The organism is Kosakonia sp. Marseille-Q7440, from assembly GCF_965119485.1.
Window position 1 is genome coordinate 1,351,913 of the sequence record NZ_CBCPLT010000002.1, and the last position, 20,709, is coordinate 1,372,621.

General features: G+C 59.3%; 14 protein-coding genes. 10 read left to right on the forward strand and 4 right to left on the reverse strand.

Features of this window, described 5'->3' with window-relative positions; translation table 11 throughout:
- Nucleotide 1: 1 nt before the first annotated feature.
- The 5 genes from fdx to ACWPW2_RS20275 all read left to right on the forward strand — a co-directional run bounded on the left by fdx (nucleotide 2) and on the right by ACWPW2_RS20275 (nucleotide 5,011).
- Entirely contained in the window at nucleotides 2–337 is a 336-nt protein-coding gene (gene fdx, locus ACWPW2_RS20255; RefSeq protein WP_023481163.1) for an ISC system 2Fe-2S type ferredoxin, read from the forward strand.
- 1 nt (nucleotide 338) lies between these two features.
- Entirely contained in the window at nucleotides 339–539 is a 201-nt protein-coding gene (gene iscX, locus ACWPW2_RS20260; protein ID WP_023481246.1) for a Fe-S cluster assembly protein IscX, read from the forward strand.
- Between the two features lie 99 nt (nucleotides 540–638).
- Nucleotides 639–1,925: an aminopeptidase PepB gene (gene pepB / locus ACWPW2_RS20265; protein WP_454124982.1), complete on the forward strand. Its 1,287-nt coding sequence runs from the start codon at nucleotides 639–641 to the stop codon at nucleotides 1,923–1,925.
- Between the two features lie 202 nt (nucleotides 1,926–2,127).
- Nucleotides 2,128–2,904: an enhanced serine sensitivity protein SseB gene (sseB, locus tag ACWPW2_RS20270; RefSeq protein ID WP_454124984.1), complete on the forward strand. Its 777-nt coding sequence runs from the start codon at nucleotides 2,128–2,130 to the stop codon at nucleotides 2,902–2,904.
- Between the two features lie 109 nt (nucleotides 2,905–3,013).
- The gene (locus ACWPW2_RS20275; protein WP_454124986.1) at nucleotides 3,014–5,011 is read left to right on the forward strand and encodes a M48 family metalloprotease; all 1,998 of its coding nucleotides are present in this window, start codon (nucleotides 3,014–3,016) and stop codon (nucleotides 5,009–5,011) included.
- 259 nt (nucleotides 5,012–5,270) lie between these two features.
- Here the strand turns inward: ACWPW2_RS20275 and ACWPW2_RS20280 are convergent, their stop codons facing one another.
- From ACWPW2_RS20280 to ACWPW2_RS20295, 4 genes are all read right to left on the reverse strand, one after another.
- Entirely contained in the window at nucleotides 5,271–6,050 is a 780-nt protein-coding gene (locus tag ACWPW2_RS20280) for a MurR/RpiR family transcriptional regulator (RefSeq protein WP_023481216.1), read from the reverse strand.
- The gene (gene sseA, locus ACWPW2_RS20285) at nucleotides 6,051–6,893 is read right to left on the reverse strand and encodes a 3-mercaptopyruvate sulfurtransferase (RefSeq protein WP_312120830.1); all 843 of its coding nucleotides are present in this window, start codon (nucleotides 6,891–6,893) and stop codon (nucleotides 6,051–6,053) included.
- 95 nt (nucleotides 6,894–6,988) lie between these two features.
- Nucleotides 6,989–8,350 (reverse strand): 6-phospho-alpha-glucosidase, encoded by a 1,362-nt coding sequence (locus ACWPW2_RS20290; protein ID WP_023481248.1) that lies wholly within the window; start codon nucleotides 8,348–8,350, stop codon nucleotides 6,989–6,991.
- A 12-nt stretch (nucleotides 8,351–8,362) separates the two neighbouring features.
- Complete coding sequence (locus ACWPW2_RS20295; RefSeq protein WP_289745009.1) at nucleotides 8,363–9,907, reverse strand: PTS transporter subunit EIIC; 1,545 nt, start codon at nucleotides 9,905–9,907, stop codon at nucleotides 8,363–8,365.
- Between the two features lie 282 nt (nucleotides 9,908–10,189).
- Here ACWPW2_RS20295 and ACWPW2_RS20300 point away from each other — a divergent pair, with 282 nt between their 5' ends.
- From ACWPW2_RS20300 to rodZ, 5 genes are all read left to right on the forward strand, one after another.
- Nucleotides 10,190–15,154, forward strand: a complete 4,965-nt coding sequence (locus ACWPW2_RS20300; RefSeq protein ID WP_454124990.1) for an alpha-2-macroglobulin family protein — start codon at nucleotides 10,190–10,192, stop codon at nucleotides 15,152–15,154.
- Between the two features lies 1 nt (nucleotide 15,155).
- Complete coding sequence (gene pbpC / locus ACWPW2_RS20305; RefSeq protein ID WP_454124992.1) at nucleotides 15,156–17,480, forward strand: peptidoglycan glycosyltransferase PbpC; 2,325 nt, start codon at nucleotides 15,156–15,158, stop codon at nucleotides 17,478–17,480.
- 150 nt (nucleotides 17,481–17,630) lie between these two features.
- The gene (gene ndk, locus ACWPW2_RS20310) at nucleotides 17,631–18,062 is read left to right on the forward strand and encodes a nucleoside-diphosphate kinase (protein ID WP_023481239.1); all 432 of its coding nucleotides are present in this window, start codon (nucleotides 17,631–17,633) and stop codon (nucleotides 18,060–18,062) included.
- A gap of 180 nt (nucleotides 18,063–18,242) precedes the next feature.
- Nucleotides 18,243–19,409, forward strand: coding sequence for a bifunctional tRNA (adenosine(37)-C2)-methyltransferase TrmG/ribosomal RNA large subunit methyltransferase RlmN (locus ACWPW2_RS20315; RefSeq protein ID WP_023481226.1), 1,167 nt, complete (start codon nucleotides 18,243–18,245; stop codon nucleotides 19,407–19,409).
- Between the two features lie 291 nt (nucleotides 19,410–19,700).
- Nucleotides 19,701–20,693, forward strand: coding sequence for a cytoskeleton protein RodZ (rodZ, locus tag ACWPW2_RS20320; RefSeq protein ID WP_023481275.1), 993 nt, complete (start codon nucleotides 19,701–19,703; stop codon nucleotides 20,691–20,693).
- The last annotated feature ends 16 nt before the right edge of the window (nucleotides 20,694–20,709 follow it).

Sequence of the window (20,709 nt, forward strand, 5' to 3'; positions counted from 1 at the left end):
TATGCCTAAAATTGTTTTTCTGCCTCATCAGGACCTCTGTCCGGATGGCGCAGTTCTGGAAGCTAAGAGCGGTGAAACGATTCTGGATGTCGCCCTGCGCGGCGGCATTGAGATTGAACACGCCTGTGAAAAATCCTGCGCCTGCACCACCTGCCACTGCGTGGTGCGTGAAGGGTTTGACTCGCTGCCGGAAAGCAGCGAAGACGAAGATGACATGCTGGATAAAGCCTGGGGTCTGGAGCCGGAGAGCCGTTTAGGCTGCCAGGCACGCATCACCGATGAAGATCTGGTGGTCGAGATCCCGCGTTACACCATCAACCACGCGCGGGAGCACTAAGATGGGGCTGAAGTGGACCGACAGCCGTGAAATCGGCGAAGCGCTGTATGACAGCCGCCCGGACGTTGACCCGACCACCGTACGTTTCACCGATATGCATCAGTGGATCTGCGAGCTGGAAGAGTTTGATGACGATCCGGCTGCATCGAATGAAAAAATTCTTGAAGCGATTCTGCTAGTCTGGTTAGACGAAGCAGCATAATCATCAAACGGGCTGCCTTCGGGTGGCCCGTTTTTATGGACACAACCGTTGGCCGGAACGGGCATTTGCCCTCCGGCGATTGTGAAAAGGATAAAAAGAATGACAGAAGCTATGAAAGTCACCCTCACCACGCAGCCCGCCGACGCGCGCTGGGGTGAAAAAGCAGCCTACAGCATCAACAACGACGGCATTGCACTGCACTTAACCGGCAAAGACGATCTTGGCCTTATTCAGCGCGCGGCGCGCAAAATCGACGGCCTCGGTATCAAACACGTCGCCCTGAGCGGCGAAGGGTGGGACGCGGATCGCAGCTGGGCGTTCTGGTCTGGCTATAAAGGGCCGAAAGGGACGCGTAAAGTCGAATGGGCGCAGCTTGATGAAGCAGAGCAGAAAGAGCTGGATAGCCGCCTGAAAGTGATCGACTGGGTGCGCGACACCATCAATGCCTCGGCGGAAGAGCTAGGGCCGGAGCAGCTGGCGCAGCGCGCGGTCGATCTGCTCTTCAGCGTTGGCGGCGACAAGGTTTCTTACCGCATTACCAAAGGCGAAGATCTGCGCGAGCAGAATTACATGGGGCTGCATACCGTAGGGCGCGGCTCCGAGCGTCCGCCAGTGCTGCTGGCGCTTGATTACAACCCGACCGGTAACCCGGATGCGCCGGTCTACGCCGCGCTGGTGGGCAAAGGCATCACCTTTGATACCGGCGGCTACAGCCTGAAGCAGAGCGCATTTATGGATTCGATGAAATCCGATATGGGTGGTGCGGCGCTGGTTACCGGTGCGCTGGCGTTTGCCATCAATCGTGGTCTGAACAAGCGCGTTAAGCTGTGGCTCTGCTGCGCTGACAATATGGTCAGCGGCAATGCGTTTAAGCTGGGCGATATTATTCACTACCGCAACGGTAAAAAAGTTGAGGTGATGAACACCGACGCGGAAGGGCGTCTGGTGCTGGCAGATGGGCTGATTGACGCTTCTGCGCAAAAACCGCAGCTGATTATCGATGCCGCGACGCTGACCGGTGCGGCGAAAACCGCGCTGGGCAATGATTACCATGCGCTGTTCAGCTTCGATGACGCGCTGGCGGGCCGCCTGCTTAACAGCGCAGCGGCGGAAAACGAGCCGTTCTGGCGTCTGCCGCTGGCAGAGTTCCACCGTCACCAGTTGCCGTCCAACTTTGCCGAGCTGAACAACACCGCTAGCGCGGCCTTCCCGGCAGGGGCGAGCACCGCCGCCGGTTTCCTTTCGCACTTTGTGGAAAATTATCAGCAGGGCTGGCTGCATATCGACTGCTCGGCGACCTATCGTAAATCCGCCGTTGAGCAGTGGGCCGCCGGTGCGACAGGGTTGGGTGTGCGCACCGTTGCCAATCTGTTGACCGCCGAGTAAGCGGTGTGCCTGATGGCGTTACGCTTATCAGGCCTACAAAAGCAACCGTAGGCCGGATAAGGCGTTTCGCCGCCATCCGGCAATAAAGCGGCCCATAGCCACGGGTTGCGCCCGTAAACGTAGGCCGGATAAGGCAACGCCGCCATCCGGCAATGCGCAAAACCCCGGGCGCGATGACGCACGAAAACGAACCAGAGATCCTATGTCTGAAACGAAAAACGAATTAGAAACCCTGCTTGAGCAGGCGGCGACCGAACCCGCTTACCGTCCGGCCTTTTTCCGCACACTGCTCGACTCTACCGTCTGGGTGCCAGGCAATGCCGCAGAAGGCGAAGCGGTGGTGGAAGAGAGCGCGCTCGATATCCAGCACTGGGAAAAAGATGACGGCACCTCGGTGATCCCCTTTTTCACCTCCCTTGCAGCGCTGCAACAGGCGGTCGACGACGAGCAGGCCTTTGTGGTGATGCCCGCGCGCACGCTGTTTGAAATGACGCTCGGCGAAACCCTGTTCCTTAACGCTAAACTTCCGACCGGGAAAGAGTTCACCCCGCGTGAAATCAGCCATCTGGTTGGCGGAGAGGGCAGCCCGCTCAGCCAGCAAGAGGTGCTTGAAGGCGGTACCGCGCTGCTGCTCTCGGAAGTTGCCGAGCCGCCCGCGCAGGTGGTCGACTCCCTGACCACGCTGTTCAAAAGCATCAAAACCGTTAAACGCGCCTTTATCTGCTCCATCAAAGAGCAGGCCGACGCGCAGGCGAACCTGTTAATCGGCATTGAAGCCGAAGGCGATATTGAAGAGATCATTCATGCCGCGGGCAGCGTGGCGACCGATACGCTACCGGGCGATGAGCCAGTTGATATCTGCCAGGTCACCGAAGGTGAGAAGGGCATCAGCCACTTTATGCTGGCGCACATCACCCCGTTCTACGAACGCCGCTGGGGCAGCTTCCTGCGCGATTTCAAAACCAACCGCATTATCTAAAGTCTCAGGCGGTACCCCCCGTACCGCTTACCCCCCTAAATTCGTGGGGAATGTATTCAGCCCACCCCTGTGGTAGGGTGCGCTTTTACGTTTCTTTACGGTTAAGGTTATGGACAGAAAAACTCTGCTCTACTGCTTCGGCGTGCCCCTCTTATTGCTTGTTTATTCCTGCTGGCAAAACATTCGCATCGATGATGGCTATGTCTACCAGGTCACGCGATATGGCACCGTCGGGCACAGCGCAGCGGCCGATCTGCTGCGCCACTTTCTGTCGAAAGCCGGTATCTTTCTCTCTCTGATGGCACTGCTTGCCAGCACCAGCGCGGTAGCGCTCTGTTTCTACAGCGTGCGCAGGGCGCGCATCTCCGCCGATCATCTGATTGTCGCCTTTAACCTCTGTCGCAAACTGCTGCCTTTTATCATGGTCACCGTGATGTCCTGCATCGGTTTTGCGCTGATCGCGGTCTTCTTGTATGAAATCTGTTGGCTCTACACCCTGGGGCCAGCGAGCGCGTTAAACATCAAGCTGGTGCTCTTCATCCTGCTGGTGATTGGCTCCCTGTTGATTATGGTGTTGAAGAGCCTCTTCCTGCTGAAAAAATGTTTCACCCTGTTTGAGCCGCAGGATATGGAGGTGCACGGCACCGCCGTGCGCGAAAACGATGCGCCGGAACTCTGGCGCTGGGTGAGGGAGCTTGCACAGCGCGGGCAGGCAATAGTCCCGGATAACATTGTGGTGGGCCTGTTCGAAGGCTTCTATGTCACCGCAAGCCCGGTGCAAATCGAGAAGGGCGAACGTCTTACCGGCAACACCCTCTATTTCCCGCTCAGCTATGCGGCGTTTATGAACAAAGAGGAGGTGGCAGCGGTCATCGGTCACGAGCTGGGGCACTTCTCCGGCAATGACACCCTCTATACGCTGCACTTTGCCGGGCTTTACGCCGGGATGGAGAACAGTCTCAACTACTTCTACCGTGATGTTGGCGGCAGCGGCTGGCTGGAGCGTCTGGCGCTGAATCCGACCATCCATCTTGGCATGTGGTTTTTCCGTCAGTTCCACGAAACGGTAAGTGGCTGGAGCCGCGTGCGTGAACTCGCAGCGGATGCCGCCGGGGCGCGCACCAGTTCATCGATGGCGCTTGCCGCGTCGCTGCTACGTTTCTCTGCCCTCAATGAGCGTTTTCAGGGGCCGATGGAGCAGTTTTTCCAGCGCAAACTGGCGACTGACGATCTGGTGCATAGCCTCTTTACTGAACTGCGCAATGGCGACCGGTTCGATCTCTCCGCATCACTGGAAGAGGCGCTGGCGCACCCGACCGACAGCCATCCGCCGACCCGTGCGCGTATTGAACAGTTGAAAGTTCCGCTGGATGAGGCGCTGATGGCGCAAGCGTCGCGCCCGGTCGGGGAAGCGGATTATCTCTGGATGCGCAGCCTGTTTCGCGATGCCTCTGCGCTCTCGAAGGCGCTAACCAGCGGCATGGCCAGCGAAGTTGACGCCCATTACGAGGCTTATCAGTCTGAGCTAAAAGATCTCGCTTCCCGCGCCACCGATACGCTGGTGGTCTCACTACGCAAGAAGAATCTGTGGATCTTTGTTGGGCTGACGGTGCTCTGCGCGGCGGCTGCGGTGATGGTGTTTACGCTGAGCATTCAGTGGAACTCTTCGGCCAACAGTCCGATGGATATGATCACCTTCGGCCTTGTGGCTGGTTCACTGCTTTTTGCGCTGGCAAGCTGGACAATGTACACCCGCGTGCGCCAGCCGCTCTTTACGTTGACGGCGCAGGGGATTGAGAGCTATCAGCTTAGCGCGCCGTTTATGCTCGACGCGATTGAGAATATCGGCATTCGCAGCATTAACGATTGGGTATTTATCGATCTTTTCTGGCGCGAGGGGTATCAGCCGCCGAAGCTGGTTGTCAGCCGACTGGTGCGCAACTTCATCTTTGAGCCGAAAAACCGCAAAGTGGTATTGAGCCTGCCCGGCGGCCTGTTGAAAGGCGAGCAGCGCGAGAAGTTATCCATCGAAGAGTTTTACGTCGCGCTTAATGAATACGCGGAAAGCGCGTGGGCGCGCCGGGAGTTGACGAAACATTCAGCGTGAGATTGCCGATGGCGATTCACGGTTTCGGCGCCGTGTTAATGCCGGATGGCGGCGTAAACGCCTTATCCGGCCTACGGTTTTGGTGCCGTTTGCATGCCGGATGGCGGCATAAATGCCTTATCCGGCCTACGTTTTTGGTGCCGTGTTAATGCCGGATGGCGGCATAAACGCCTTATCCGGCCTACGGTTTTGCGAGTTTGCAATGTACCGCTTTTGTAGGCCTGATAAGCGCAGCGCCATCAGGCATTTTTCCGCACAGCTACCCGGCCTGCGTTGCTTCCAGCAACAGCAGATCCATCAGCAGCACCAGGTTGGACTCAAACGAAGTGATCCCCGCCGCTTCGGCGGCGAAATGCACCGCCTCGTCGTAAAGGGCGAAATGGACATCCGCCAGCGCCGCCAGCGAATTGGCCGACGCGCGGGTAAAGGCCACCACCGTCATCCCCACCGTTCGCGCAATCCGCGCCTTATCCAGCACCTGCTCGGTCTCGCCGCTGCGCGAAACGGCAATAAACACCTGATAACGCGCGGCGTTGCTGAGAAAGATATTGCGGCTGTCGCCAGGGCCGGAGATAAACGCCGTCTTGCCCAGCACCTGTAACTTTTTGGTCAGGTACTCGGCAAACAGATAGGAGAACCCCGCGCCGTAGAGAAAAAAGCTCTCCCGCTCGCGCAGCAGGCTGGCAAACTGCCGCCGCTTCTCCTCGGTCACCCACTGAAAGGTGTGCTGATAATTGACCATAAACTGCTGGAACAGCGCGGGCAGCTCGCCAACACCGTCATGGTGCTGCTCCGCCAGGTGCGGCGTATCGGCCAGCAGCTGCTTGCAGTGCCAGATAAACTCGCTAAAACCGCTAAACCCCAGCTTCTGACAGAGGCGAATAATCGTCGCTGTCGAAACATAGGTCGCCTGCGCCAGCGCGCGCACGGTAATATTGCCCACCAGCAGCGGGTGCTCCGTAAGATGAGCCAGCACGCGGTATTCAGCGCGGGAGAGTGACTCCCCGCGCGTCAGCAAAGGCGCAAGTCGGTTATCCATCTACGCGCTTTCGACAGGCAGATCGTCGCGCGCGCCCCATTCACTCCACGAGCCGTCATAGAGCGTTGCCGTATTGACGCCGAGCGTCTCCAGCGCCAGCAGCACCACTGCGGCGGTCACGCCGGAGCCACAGCTGGCGATAATCGGCTTATGCAGATCAACACCCTGGCGCTGGAAAATACGCAGCAGTTCATCGGTGGTTTTCAGTTCACCGTCCGCCACTAGATCGACCCATGGCACATTGAGCGCGCCGGGAATATGACCGCGCTTAAGGCCTGGGCGCGGCTCGTCCACTTCGCCGCTAAAACGCGGTGCCGGACGGGCATCGACCAGCTGCGCGGTGCCTTCGTGGCTCGCCAGCAGCACATCGGTCACTTTTTTCACCACGGAAGGATCGAAATTGGCGGTGAAATCAGACTCCGGCAGCGCGACATCGCCCTGCTGTAACGGCAGGGCGTCACGCTGCCAGCCCGCCAGACCACCAGCGAGAATGGAGACCTTCTCAACGCCAACCTTGCGCAGCATCCACCAGGCACGCGGCGCGGAGAAGAGGTTACCTTCGTCATACACCACCAGGTGTTTATCCTGGCAGACGCCTAACTCGCGCATGGCGACGGCAAACGTCTCCGGGCGAGAGAGCATATGGGGTAGGGGAGAGGTGTGATCGGAGAGGGCTTCAATATCAAAAAAGACCGCACCGGGCAGGTGTCCGGCGCGGTACTCCGCTTTCATATCGCGATGCTCCTGGCCAACCGGCGCCATTCTGGCATCAATCAGCTGGATTTCAGGATCATCGCTGTGCTCTATCAGCCAGTCGGCCGCGACAAAAAAAGAGGTGGACATGGTGCCTCCGGGTCATCAACAGTTATCTGAATTGTTAACGTTTTTTCACTACCCGACAAGCTACCATCTCTCGCGCCGCGAGCCACCTCGGAAAATTACACCGCTTTGCCGTTTTCCCAGGCTTTTTGCAGCGCTGGCCAGTAATCCTGGTTGGCGGTAATCATTTCATCAAGGATCGCTTTCGCATGCTGCATGGTCGGCACGGTGCGGTTAAGGGTAAAGGCCTGCAACGCCTTCTCGTAGCTCCCCTCCATCGTCGCTTCCACCAGCAGCTGCTCCGAGGCCAGCTGCTGCATCAGCAGCGTCTGGTGGAACAGCGGCACTGCGCCCATGCGTACCGGCTCCGGCCCGTTACTGGTGATGTAAGCCGGCACTTCCACCATTGCGTCGTATGGCAGATTGGCAATCGCGCCCTTGTTTTCAACAATCACCAGGTGACGCTGGCGCAGGTTGAAGGCCAGCGAACAGGCGACATCGACAATAAACGCCCCGTGAACGCCGACGTGGAAAGCATCGGGCAGAATGCCGGTCTGCTTATACTCAGCCGCCGCGGCGAACAGTTTTTTCTCGCGCCCGTCCATCACCTCATTGGCGCGGGTGTAGTTCGGATCCTGATGATCGACAATCTCGTTCGGCATCAGGTAGTACTGCAAATAGGGGTTCGGCAGATACTCCGGGAAGTGATCCATAATCGGCTTGATGTTGCGCCAGGTTTTTACCCACGAGGGATCGGCATGCTGCGGATCGGTCTGTGCGGCGTCTTCCGTCAGCAGGCCAAAGCGCGCGACGTGCTCGCGCAGGGCAGGGAGGCGATCTTCGCCATCGACGCGCACCTGGGTAAACCAGCCGAAGTGGTTCAGGCCAAAGTAGTCGACCTCAAGCTGGTGACGATCGACGCCGAGGATCGCGCCCATATTGCGCATCGCCGCCACCGGCATATCGCAAATATTGAGCACCCGCGCGTGCGGGCGCAGACGGCGTACACCTTCAGCGACAATCGCTGCCGGGTTGGAGTAGTTAACGATCCAGGCTTTTTTATCCGCGTAGCGCTCGACCAGGTCGATCAGCTCGACCATCGGCAAAATGGTGCGCAGGCCGTAGGCCAGCCCGCCTGGCCCGCAGGTCTCCTGGCCAACCACGCCGTGGCGCAGCGGGATTTTTTCATCCTGCTCGCGCATCTTGTACTGGCCGACGCGCATCTGGGCGAAGACAAAGTGCGCGCCGCGAAAGGCGGTTTCGGCATCATTCGTGACGGTAAATTTGATGCTCTCGCTGTGGTCGCGAATCACCTTCTCGACCACCGGCGCTATGGTGTTCTGACGCTCGGCATCAATGTCGTAGAGGCGAATTTCCGCCAGCGGGAAATCCTCCAGCCGCACCATCAGGCTTTTGACGATGCCCGGCGTGTAAGTGCTGCCACCACCGGCAATGGATAAGATAAACGGGGGTTTAACCATTTCTGGACTCCTTCAGAGAAACATCTCAACAGCTTCTCGCATTTTTTTGACATGCAGCCCGTAGACCACCTGAACGTTATTACCTTGTTTAATCACGCCTTTCGCGCCGGTAGCTTTCAGCTGCGGCTCATTGATAGCCGCTACATCTTTTACCGTTACGCGCAGGCGGGTGTAGCAGTTGTCCACCACCTCGATATTTTCGCGCCCGCCGAGGCCACTGATAATCGCTTCGCCCACTGCGTCGTTATTCCCCTTCGCCTGGTACTCCTGCTTGCTGTAGAGGCGCGTCTCTTCGCTCTCCTCCTCGCGTCCCGGCGTTTTCATGTTGAAGCGCAAAATAAGGAAGCGGAAGGTGACGAAGTAGAGGGCGAACATAATCAGCCCGACCAGCAGATACATCGGCCAGTTGGACTTTTCGGTGCCGAGCGGCAGGTTGTAGAGAATGAAGTCGATAATGCCGTTCGCGCCGATGGCATGAACGCCGAAGAGTGAGAAGAGCATCATGCCGATGCCGGTCAGCACCGCATGCACCACGAACAGCAGCGGAGCGATAAAGAGGAAAGAGAACTCAATCGGCTCGGTGACGCCAACCAGCAGCGAAGTGAGCGCGGCGGGGATCAAAATCGCTTTTGCCGCGGCTTTGCGCTCCGGTTTCGCCGTCACATACATCGCCAGCGCCGCTGCGGGCAGGCCAAACATCTTGCTGATGCCGCGCGCATCCCACACCACGGTGCTGCTCAGTTTGGTCACACCCGGGCAGGCCATTTCGGCAAAGTAGATGTTGCGCGCGCCCTGATAGCTGCTGCCGCACACCTCAGCCGTGCCGCCCAGTTCGGTATACAAAAACGGCGTATAGACCAGATGATGCAGGCCGGTTGGCACCAGAATGCGCTCCAGGAAACCGTACACCGCCACGCCAAACGGACCTGCGCCTTTAATCGCCAGCGCCAGCGCGCTGATGCCGTGCTGAGCGAAGGGCCACAGCTCGCTCATCACCACGCCGAGCACCATTGAGACCGGCAACATAATAATCGCGACAAAGCAGTGCCCGGAGTAGATCGCCATCGCACCGGAAAACTGCACGCGGGAGTAGCGGTCGTAGAGATAGCCCGATAGCGCGCCGGTGAGGATGCCTGCGAAAACGCCCATCTCCAGCACCTGCACGCCCAGCACCATCCCCTGGCCTGCGGCTTTCATCTGATCGGCCGGTGCCAGCGCGCCCTGCAATTGCAGCGTGACGTTCATGGCATTAATGAAAACGATAAAGGTCACCAGACCAATCAGCGCGGCATAGCCTTTATCACGCGAGGCCAGACCGACCGGGATCCCGACGGCAAACACCAGCGCAAGGTTGGCGAGCACCGAAACGGCGGATTTGGCGATCAACTGACCCGTATGCTGAATAAGAGGGTGACCAAGAAAGGGAAGGTATTCGGCCAGATTGCCATTGCCGAAGATATTACCGAAGGCAATAAACAGGCCAACGATCGGCAAAATGAGCACCGGGCCAAAAAGGGACTTACCAAAATTTTGTAGGGCATTCACGGCTCTGGACATAGTGTTCTCGCTTATTAGCACCGCGTAGTAAGGGACACAGACCGCATAACGTTAGCAGCCGGTCGGGTGTTACTGCTATCTATCTTATTGTTTTAAAAACAAATGACGCGCAACGTAACATGTTACGTCACGGGGTGTGATCGGCCTAACACCACGGGCGTCGCGCAAAAAATGCGCTTTGCGAGATGCTTTCCAGAATCCATCAGATATTTTGTATTTCTTACCGTTGCGAATGATAATGACGACGCCTCTCACAACGGGTCAATCACTCAGGGATAAAGAATGAAACCGCTACGTTACGCGGCGCTGACTTTCGCGCTCCTCACCGCCTTCACGCTTGCAGGCTGTGACAATAACGATAAACCTAAGAGCGCCAGCGCGCCTGAACCCGCGTCCGCCTCATCCGCCGCGCAAACGCCTGCGGCAGCAGCCATGCCGGATAAAGCCAAACGCGATGAACTTGCCGCGCGTAGCGAAGGCAAGCCCTTAAACTTGCTGGATGCGTCCGAAGTGCAGCTCGACGGCAGCGCCACGCTGGTGCTGACCTTCTCGGTGCCGCTCGATCCGGATCAGAATTTTGCCCAGGTGGTGCATCTGGTTGATAAGAAGAGCGGCAAAGTCGACGGTGCCTGGGAACTGGCACCGAACCTGAAAGAGCTGCGCCTGCGCCACCTTGAGCCGAACCGCGAACTGCTGGTATCGGTTGATAGCGGGCTGGTTGCGCTCAATAAAGCCACCTTCGGCAAGAGCTTCGAGAAGTCGATCACCACCCAGGATATTCAGCCCAGTGTTGGCTTTGCCAGCCGCGGCTCGCTGCTGCCGGGTAAAGTGGTTGAAGGGCTGCCGGTGATGGCGCTCAACGTCGAAAATGTCGACATCAACTTCTACCGCGTGAAGCCGGAATCGCTGGCCTCATTCATTAGCCAGTGGGAGTACCGCAGTTCGCTCTCCAACTGGGAGTCCGATACGCTGCTGAAGATGGCGGATCTGGTCTATACCGGGCGCTTCGACCTCAACCCGGCGCGCAACACTCGCGAAAAACTGATGCTGCCGCTGAGCAGCATCAAACCGCTGCAACAGGCGGGCGTCTATATCGCCGTGATGAACCAGGCGGGGCACTACAACTACAGCAATGCCGCAACGCTCTTCACGCTCAGCAACATTGGCCTCTCTGCGCACCGTTACCATAACCGCCTGGATATCTTCACCCAGGGGCTGGAAAGCGGCGCGGCGCTCGGCGGTATCGACGTGATGCTGCTCAATGAGAAGGGGCAGAGCCTGGCGCAGGCGAAGACCGACAGCGATGGTCACGCCACCTTAAGCACCGATAAAGAGGGCGCGCTGCTGCTGGCGCGTAAAGAGGGCGAAACCACGCTGCTCGACCTTAACCTCCCGGCGCTGGATCTCGCCGAGTTCGCCATTACCGGCGAGCCAGGCTACAGCAAACAGTTCTTTATGTTTGGCCCGCGCGATCTCTATCGCCCTGGCGAAACGGTGATCCTCAACGGCCTGCTGCGCGACAGCGACGGCAAGCCGATTGCCGCACAGCCGGTGAAGCTGGAAGTGGTAAAACCGGACGGCCAGGTGGTTCGCTCGGTGGTGAGCCAGCCGCAGAACGGCCTTTATCACTTCACTTATGCGCTGGATGCCAGCGCGCAGACCGGCATGTGGCATGTTCGCGCCAATACCGGCGACAACCTGTCGCGCGAGTGGAGCTTCCACGTCGAAGACTTTATGCCGGAGCGCATGGCGCTGAATGTTACGCCGCAGCCGACACCGCTGGCACCCGCCGCAGACGTGGTGTTTAGCATTGAAGGCCACTATCTCTACGGCGCGCCAGCCAGCGGCAACGCCCTGCAGGGGCAGCTGTTCCTGCGCCCGCTGCGTGAAGCGGTTGCCGCGCTGCCAGGTTTCCAGTTTGGCGATATCGCCGAAGAGAACCTGAGCCGCAGCCTCGATGAAACCCATCTGACCCTTGATGATGAGGGGAAAGGCGAAGTGACCACGCCGAGCCAGTGGCAGGATTCCCATTCGCCGCTGGAAGTGATTCTGCAGGCCAGCCTGCTGGAGTCGGGCGGCCGTCCGGTGACCCGTCGCGCGGAGCAGGCGATCTGGCCTGCGCCCGCTCTGCCGGGTATTCGCCCGCAGTTCGCTTCAAAAGCGGTCTATGACTACCGCACCGACACCACCGTCAATCAGCCGATTGTCGATGAGGGCGGTAACGCCGCGTTCGATATTGTCTATGCCGACGCGCAGGGCAACAAAAAAGCGGTCAGCGACCTGCAGGTGCGCCTGATCCGCGAGCGCCGCGACTACTTCTGGAACTGGTCGGAAAACGACGGCTGGCAGTCGCAGTTCAACCAGAAAGATCTGGTGGAAGGCGAGCAGATCCTGACGCTGAAAGCCGATGAGACCGGCAAAGTCACCTTCCCGGTGGACTGGGGCTCCTATCGTCTGGAGGTCAAAGGCCCGGATGAGACCGTCAGCAGCGTGCGTTTCTGGGCCGGCTACAGCTGGCAGGATAACAGCGACGGCGCCGGTGCGGCACGCCCGGATCGCGTCACCATGAAGCTTGATAAACCCTCTTACAAAGCTGGTGATACCGTTAAGCTGCACATCACCGCACCGGCCGCGGGCAAAGGCTATGCGATGATCGAATCCAGCGAAGGTCCGCTCTGGTGGCAGGAGATTGACGTTCCGGCTGACGGGCTGGATCTTTCGATCCCGGTCGATCAGAAGTGGCAGCGCCACGATCTCTATATCAGCACGCTGGTGGTGCGCCCTGGCGATAAGTCGAAATCCGCCACGCCAAAACGCGCGGTCGGCCTGCTGCATCTGCCGATGGGCGATGAGAACCGCCGCCTGGAGATTGCCCTCGACGCACCGCAAAAAATGCGCCCTAACCAGCCGCTGAAGGTCAAAGTTAAAGCCTCGATGAAAGATGGCGCGACGCCGAAGCAGGTAAATGTGCTGCTCTCCGCTGTCGACAGCGGGGTGCTGAACATCACTGATTACGTGACGCCGGATCCGTGGCAGGCCTTCTTCGGCCAGAAACGCTATGGTGCCGATATCTATGATATCTACGGCCAGGTGATTGAAGGCCAGGGTCGTCTTGCGGCGCTGCGCTTCGGCGGCGACGGCGATGAGCTGAACCGCGGCGGCAAACCGCCGGTTAACCATGTCACCATTATTGCCCAGCAGGCGCAGCCGGTGACGCTGGATGAAAACGGCGAAGGCACCGTAACGATGCCGATTGGCGACTTCAACGGGGAGCTGCGCGTCATGGCGCAGGCCTGGACGGCAGACGATTTTGGCAGCAGCGAAAGCAAAGTGGTAGTCGCAGCCCCGGTGATTGCCGAGCTGAACACACCGCGCTTCCTCGGCAGCGGTGACACCTCTCGCCTGACGCTGGATCTCAGCAACCTGACGGACAAGCCGCAAACCCTGAATGTCGATCTGACGGCAAGCGGGCTGCTGTCGCTTGAGGGTGCCGCCACCCAGAGCGTCACGCTTGGGGCCGGTAAACGCACCACGCTCTTTATTCCGGTGCGCGCGCTGGACGGCTTCGGCGACGGCGAGATTGCCGCGCAAATCAGCGGCCTTGCGCTGCCGGGCGAAACCTTCGCGCCGCAGCAGAAGCAGTGGAAGATTGGCGTACGCCCGCCTTTCGCCGCGCAGACCATCAACACCGGTGCGATGCTCAATCCGGGTGAAAGCTGGCAGGTACCGGGCCAGCATCTGGCGGGCATCTCGCCTGCCACGCTGCAGGGTCGCTTGCTGCTGAGCGGCAAACCGCCGCTCAATGTCGCCCGTTACATTCAGGAGCTGCGCGCTTACCCGTACGGCTGTCTGGAGCAGACCGCCAGCGGGCTCTTCCCGTCGCTCTACACCAATGCCGCACAGCTTAAAGCGCTGGGCATCAAAGGCGAGAGCGATGAGCAGCGCCGCGCGGCGGTGGATATCGGTATCTCCCGCCTGTTGCAGATGCAGCGTGATGACGGCGGCTTCTCTCTATGGGATAAGAGCGGATCGGAAGAGTACTGGCTGACCGCCTACGTGACCGATTTCCTCGTCAGCGCCTCGGCGCAGGGCTACAGCGTTCCGGCTGAAGCGCTGAACAACGCTAACAACCGCCTGCTGCGCTATTTGCAGGATCCGGCGGCGATGTCGGTACGTTACAGCGACGACTTGCCAGCGACGAAATTTGCCGTGCAGAGCTACGCCGGTCTGGTGCTGGCTCGTCAGCAGAAAGCGCCGCTGGGCGCGCTGCGTGAAATCTGGCAGCGCCACGAGCAGGCGAAAGCGGGGCTGCCGTTAATGCAGCTTGGCGTTGCGCTGAAGCTGATGGGTGATGCCCAGCGCGGCGATCAGGCTATCGCGCTGGCGCTGAAAACCGATCGCATTGCGGAAAACCGCTGGCTGGCGGATTACGGCAGCAGCCTGCGTGATAACGCGCTGATGCTGGCGCTACTGGAGGACAACAAGCTGCTGCCGGACGCGCAGGCGCACCTGCTGGCTACGCTCTCCGAGCAGGCCTACAGCCAGCGCTGGCTTTCAACCCAGGAGAGCAACGCGCTGTTTATGGCAGGCCGCAATCTGCAAAACAGCACCGGTAACTGGCAGGCGCAAACCTCGCTTGATACCGCGATGCTGGCCGGTAACACCGCGCAGAGCCGTAACCTTGAGGCGGACCAGTTGAGTGCGTTGCAGGTGACCAACAGCGGCACCACACCGCTGTGGCTGCGCCTGGATACCACTGGCTATCCTGAGCAGGCTCCGGCACCTTCCGGCAAAGTCCTGCATATCGAGCGCAACGTGCTCGGCACCGACGGGCGCAGCAAGCCGCTCTCTTCCCTGAAGAGCGGTGAGCTGGTGCTGGTGTGGCTGGAAGTGACGGCCAGCCAGAACGTCCCGGACGCGCTGGTGGTCGATCTGCTGCCTGCGGGTCTGGAGCTGGAGAACCAGAACCTGGCCAGCAGCAGCGCCAGCCTGCAGGAGAGCGGCAGCGAAGTGCAGGAGCTGCTCAACCGCATGCAGCAGGCCGATATTCAGCATATGGAGTTCCGTGACGATCGCTTTGTCGCCGCCGTACCGGTGAGCGAAGGGCAGCCAGTCACGCTGGTCTATCTGGCGCGTGCGGTGACGCCTGGCACCTACCAGGTTCCGGCTCCGCAGGTGGAATCAATGTATGTTCCGCAGTGGCGGGCAACCGGCGCGGCCAGCGGCCCGTTGATCATCACGCCATAACGTGAAGATCGTCTCTCTGATACGCACCCGCTGGCGCTGGCTGGCGGGTGTGCCTCTTCTCTTTGTGCTGCTGGTTATCGCCGCCGATAAAATCTGGCCACTGCCCCTGAACGAGGTTTCGCCCGCGCGGGTGGTGGTGGCTGAAGATGGCACGCCGCTGTGGCGTTTTGCTGATGCCGACGGTATCTGGCGCTATCCGGTCACTATTGAAGAGGTCTCGCCGCACTATTTACAGGCGCTTATCCAGTATGAAGATCGCTGGTTCTGGGACCATCCCGGCGTTAATCCCTTCTCTATTGCGCGCGCGGCCTGGCAGGATCTGCGCTATGGGCGCGTGGTTTCCGGCGGCAGTACGCTCACCATGCAGGTGGCACGTCTGCTTGATCCGCATCCGCGCACCTTTGGTGGCAAAGTTCGCCAGCTGTGGCGGGCGATGCAGCTGGAGTGGCATCTCTCCAAGCGCGACATTTTGACCATTTACCTCAACCGCGCGCCGTTTGGCGGCACGTTGCAGGGAGTCGGTGCGGCAAGCTGGGCCTATCTCGGCAAACCGCCCTCAAAGCTGAGCTATGCGGAAGCGGCGCTGCTCGCCGTGCTGCCGCAGGCGCCGAGCCGTTTACGCCCGGACCGCTGGCCGCAGCGGGCGCAGGCGGCGCGCGATAAAGTGCTGGATCGCATGGTGACGCAGCAGGTGTGGCCGGTGGCGCAGGTGAAAGAGTCGCGCGAAGAGCCGGTGTGGTTAGCGCCGCGGCAGATGCCGCAGCTGGCCCCGCTCTTTGCCCGCCGCATGCTGGGAGCCAACAAAAAGCTGAAGGTGACCACCACGCTGGACGCCAGCCTGCAACGACAGCTGGAGGAGCTGGCGCTGAGCGTCAAATCCCGGCTGCCGATGCGCAGTTCGCTGGCGATCATCGTGGTCGACCATACGGATATGAAAGTGCGCGGCTGGGTGGGGTCGGTGGATATTAACGACGACAGCCGTTTCAGCCATGTTGATATGGTCAGCGCCGTGCGCTCACCGGGATCGGTGCTGAAACCCTTTATCTACGGACTGGCGCTGGACGAAGGGCTGATCCACCCCGCATCCCTGTTACAGGATGTGCCGCGGCGCGTCGGGGATTATCGCCCCGGTAACTTCGACAGCGGTTTTCATGGCCCGGTGAGCATGAACGAGGCGCTGGTACGCTCGCTGAACCTGCCTGCGGTACAGGTGCTGGAGGCCTACGGGCCGAAGAAGTTTGCCGCTAATCTGCGCAATATCGGGCTGCCTCTGATGCTGCCCGCCGGCGCGGAGCCAAACCTGTCGCTGATCCTCGGCGGCGCGGGTGCGCGGCTGGAGGATATCGCTGCCGCCTACAGCGCTTTTGCCCGCGAGGGTAAAGCTGGCAAATTAAGGCTGACTCCAGATGAACCGCTGGCTGAACGTCGCCTGATGTCGCCGGGTGCGGCGTGGATTATCCGCCGGATTCTGGCGAATGAAGCGCAGCCGGTGCCGGACAGCGCACTGCCGCAGGTGGTGCCGCTGGCGTGGAAAACCGGCACCAGCTATGGCTACCGGGATGCCTGGGCCATCGGCCTCAACTCCCGGTATGTGATCGGTATCTGGACCGGTCGCCCGGACGGCACGCCGGTTGCCGGGCAGTTTGGTTTTGCCAGCGCCGTGCCGCTGCTCAACCAGGTGAACAATCTGCTGCAACCGCGCTCCGCGCTGGATCAGGCGCGTTTGCCGCGCGACCCGCGTCCGGCGTCGGTAAGCAGCGGGGTGATCTGCTGGCCGGGCGGGCAGAGCCTGCCTGCCGGAGACAGTAACTGCCGCCGCCGCCTTGCGACCTGGTTGCTTGATGGCAGCCAGCCGCCGACGCTGTTAATGCCGGAGCAGGAAGGGCTGCACGGCATCAGTTTTCCGCTGTGGCTGAACCATCAGGGGCGGCGCGTGGCGGCGGATTGCCCGGATGCGCAGCAGAAAAACTGGATCGTCTGGCCGCTGCCGCTTGAGCCGTGGCTGCCGCCCGGCGAGCGCCGCGCCGCGCGCTTACCGCCTGCGGACCGCGTTTGCCCGCCGCGGGATGAGAACGCACCGCCGCCGTTGTTGTTAAACGGCGTGCGCGAAGGGGCGGTGATCAAACGCGTACCCGGTCAGGATTTTGCGATTCTGCCTCTGCAAAGCAGCGGTGGAGAAGGGGGACGCTGGTGGTTTTTGAACGGTGAACCGTTAACGGCGCGCGGCAGCATATTGAGCCTGAAGATCGATAAAGCCGGCGACTATCAACTGGTGGTAATGGATGAGGCGGGGCAGGTCGCCGCGGTGCAGTTTACGGTGCAATAGGGCGAGAAAGGGCACCTTCAGGTGTTGGTGTTGCTCAAACTCGTCTTATTTTAAAAAAATGTTACCTTAATCCATAGGCAAGACCGGTGTTGCTCTTTATAATCCGCGCCACACCTATTCAGGGCAACAGAACAACTTACTGAGGTAATCATGGCTATTGAACGTACTTTTTCCATCATCAAACCGAACGCGGTGGCAAAAAACGTTATTGGTAACATCTTCTCTCGCTTTGAAGCGGCAGGTTTTAAAATCGTTGGCACCAAAATGCTGCACCTGACCGTTGAGCAGGCGCGCGGCTTCTACGCTGAGCACGAAGGTCGCCCGTTCTTTGATGGCCTGGTTGAGTTCATGACCTCCGGCCCGATCGTGGTTTCCGTACTGGAAGGCGAAAACGCCGTTCAGCGTCACCGCGATCTGCTGGGCGCAACCAACCCGGACAACGCACTGGCCGGTACCCTGCGCGCAGATTACGCAGACAGCTTCACCGAGAACGGCACCCACGGTTCCGACTCCGTTGAATCTGCCGCTCGCGAAATCGCTTACTTCTTCGCTGAAGGCGAAGTTTGCCCGCGCACCCGTTAATTTCCGGTTAACTGTGTAACGAGATTTACACTTTAATTGGTAAATGCCGCGTCCAGGCGTGGTATCTGTGCGACAGAATTTGTACAATGTTGCGCCCCAGGATGAGCTGAAGCTTGCCTGGGGCGCTTCTTTTTAACCCTCCACGGGCCACAACGTGTAATAACGAGGCCGGAATAAAATATGTCTGAACAAATTGCCATGTCTGAGAGCGACGCTCTTACGGTTCCAAACAAAGATGCAAAAATTAACCTGCTGGATCTTAACCGTCAGCAGATGCGTGAGTTTTTCAAAAACTTAGGCGAAAAACCGTTTCGCGCCGACCAGGTGATGAAGTGGATGTATCACTACTGCTGCGACGACTTTGATGAGATGACCGACATCAACAAAGTGCTGCGTGGCAAGTTAAAAGAGGTCGCGGAGATCCGCGCCCCTGAAGTCGTCGAGGAGCAACGCTCTTCTGATGGCACCATCAAATGGGCTATCGCCGTCGGCGATCAGCGCGTTGAAACCGTCTATATCCCGGAAGAAGATCGCGCGACGCTCTGCGTCTCCTCCCAGGTCGGTTGTGCGCTGGAGTGCAAATTCTGCTCCACGGCGCAGCAGGGCTTCAACCGCAACCTGCGCGTATCGGAAATCATCGGCCAGGTGTGGCGCGCGGCGAAAATCATTGGCGCTGCCCGTGTGACCGGCAACCGCCCGATCACCAACGTGGTGATGATGGGCATGGGCGAACCGCTGCTGAACCTCACCAACGTGGTGCCAGCGATGGAGATCATGCTGGATGATTTCGGCTTTGGTCTCTCCAAACGCCGCGTGACGCTCTCGACCTCCGGCGTTGTTCCGGCCCTCGACAAGCTCGGCGATATGATTGACGTTGCGCTGGCGATCTCGCTGCACGCGCCGAATGACGCCATTCGCGACGAAATTGTGCCGATCAACAAAAAGTACAATATCGAAACCTTCCTCGGGTCGGTGCGCCGCTACCTGGAGAAGTCCAACGCCAACCAGGGACGCGTGACCATTGAGTATGTGATGCTGGATCACGTCAATGACGGCACTGAACACGCCCATGAGCTGGCCGAGCTGCTGAAAGATACGCCGTGCAAGATTAACCTGATCCCGTGGAACCCCTTCCCGGGCGCGCCGTATGGCCGCAGCTCCAACAGCCGTATCGACCGTTTCTGCAAAGTGCTGATGAGCTACGGTTTTACCACCATTGTGCGTAAAACCCGTGGCGACGATATCGATGCCGCCTGCGGTCAGCTGGCGGGCGAGGTCATCGACCGTACCAAGCGCACGATGCGTAAACGCCTGCAGGGCGAGCCGATCGCGGTTAAAGCGGTGTAAGCGTGACTGCGGCGCGAAGTTGGCGCCGCAGGTTTGGAATATGTTGAATATTTGGCCTGCTTATATAGAGGCCGTTAATAATTACGGTGCGTTTCCTCTTACTTTGAGGCAGTATGTAATGCTGGAACAACGGCTTAGCAAATAGTGCTGAAAGCCGTCCTGTTATCACGAACCTGACAGTCTTATACTGTGGGTCTACGTTTAACTGACCCGGATTTTTCGCGGCGTGTGTAGGTTATGCGGTTACGCGCGCCTGTGTGTTTACTTTTCACGTACCAGTAGTTGTAGCGAATGAATACTGAAGCCACTCAAGACCAAAACGAAGCACAATCCACGGGCGTTCGTCTGCGCAATGCTCGTGAGCAACTTGGACTCAGCCAGCAAGCGGTTGCCGAACGCTTGTGCCTGAAGGTCTCCACGGTACGCGATATCGAAGAGGACAGGTCGCCTGCCGATCTGGCATCCACCTTTGTGCGCGGTTATATCCGCTCCTATGCTCGCCTGGTACACATTCCAGAAGAAGAGCTGCTGCCGATTCTTGAGAAACAAGCGCCGATCCGCGCGGCAAAAGTCGCACCGATGCAGGGCTTTGCGCTGGGTAAACCGCGCAAAAAACGCGACGGCTGGCTGATGAGCGTCACCTGGCTGGTGCTGTTTGTGGTAGTGGGCCTGACGGGTGCCTGGTGGTGGCAAAACCACAAAGCGCAGCAGGAAGAGATCAGCACCATGGCCGATCAATCCTCCGCCGAGCTTAATGCCAGCAACGGCCAGAGCGTGCCGCTGGATAACCAGGCTGCCTCTACCCCGGTGGATAACGGTTCCACCCCGGTTGAAACCCCGGCCCCGACCAACAGTACGCAGGCACCTGCAACCACTTCACCTGCCGCCACAGCCAATCAGAACAGCGTGGTTCCGCCTTCACAGGCGAACGTCGAACCTTCTGCCCAGCAGCCTGCTGCTACCGCCAATAACGCCTCTCAGCTGCCAACCGATCAGGCTGGCGTAGCGGGCGCATCTGCCGACGCGAACGCGCTGGTGATGAACTTTAATGCCGACTGCTGGCTGGAAGTGAGCGATGCGACCGGTAAGAAACTCTTTAGCGGTATGCAGCGTAAAGATGCCACGCTGAATCTCACCGGCCAGGCACCCTATAAACTGAAAATTGGCGCGCCGTCGGCTGTCCAGATCCAGTTCCAGGGGAAACCTGTCGATCTGAGTCGTTTTATCAGAACTAACCAGGTTGCGCGTCTGACCCTCAATGCCGAACAATCAGCAGCACAGTAACAGACGGGCAACGCGG

Coding starts and splice junctions, on each gene's coding strand:
- fdx (WP_023481163.1), top strand. CDS start 2: ATGCCTAAAATTGTTTTTCTGCCTCATCAGGACCTCTGTCCGGATGGC.
- iscX (WP_023481246.1), top strand. CDS start 339: ATGGGGCTGAAGTGGACCGACAGCCGTGAAATCGGCGAAGCGCTGTAT.
- pepB (WP_454124982.1), top strand. CDS start 639: ATGACAGAAGCTATGAAAGTCACCCTCACCACGCAGCCCGCCGACGCG.
- sseB (WP_454124984.1), top strand. CDS start 2,128: ATGTCTGAAACGAAAAACGAATTAGAAACCCTGCTTGAGCAGGCGGCG.
- ACWPW2_RS20275 (WP_454124986.1), top strand. CDS start 3,014: ATGGACAGAAAAACTCTGCTCTACTGCTTCGGCGTGCCCCTCTTATTG.
- ACWPW2_RS20280 (WP_023481216.1), bottom strand. CDS start 6,050: ATGGATAACCGACTTGCGCCTTTGCTGACGCGCGGGGAGTCACTCTCC.
- sseA (WP_312120830.1), bottom strand. CDS start 6,893: ATGTCCACCTCTTTTTTTGTCGCGGCCGACTGGCTGATAGAGCACAGC.
- ACWPW2_RS20290 (WP_023481248.1), bottom strand. CDS start 8,350: ATGGTTAAACCCCCGTTTATCTTATCCATTGCCGGTGGTGGCAGCACT.
- ACWPW2_RS20295 (WP_289745009.1), bottom strand. CDS start 9,907: ATGTCCAGAGCCGTGAATGCCCTACAAAATTTTGGTAAGTCCCTTTTT.
- ACWPW2_RS20300 (WP_454124990.1), top strand. CDS start 10,190: ATGAAACCGCTACGTTACGCGGCGCTGACTTTCGCGCTCCTCACCGCC.
- ndk (WP_023481239.1), top strand. CDS start 17,631: ATGGCTATTGAACGTACTTTTTCCATCATCAAACCGAACGCGGTGGCA.
- ACWPW2_RS20315 (WP_023481226.1), top strand. CDS start 18,243: ATGTCTGAACAAATTGCCATGTCTGAGAGCGACGCTCTTACGGTTCCA.
- rodZ (WP_023481275.1), top strand. CDS start 19,701: ATGAATACTGAAGCCACTCAAGACCAAAACGAAGCACAATCCACGGGC.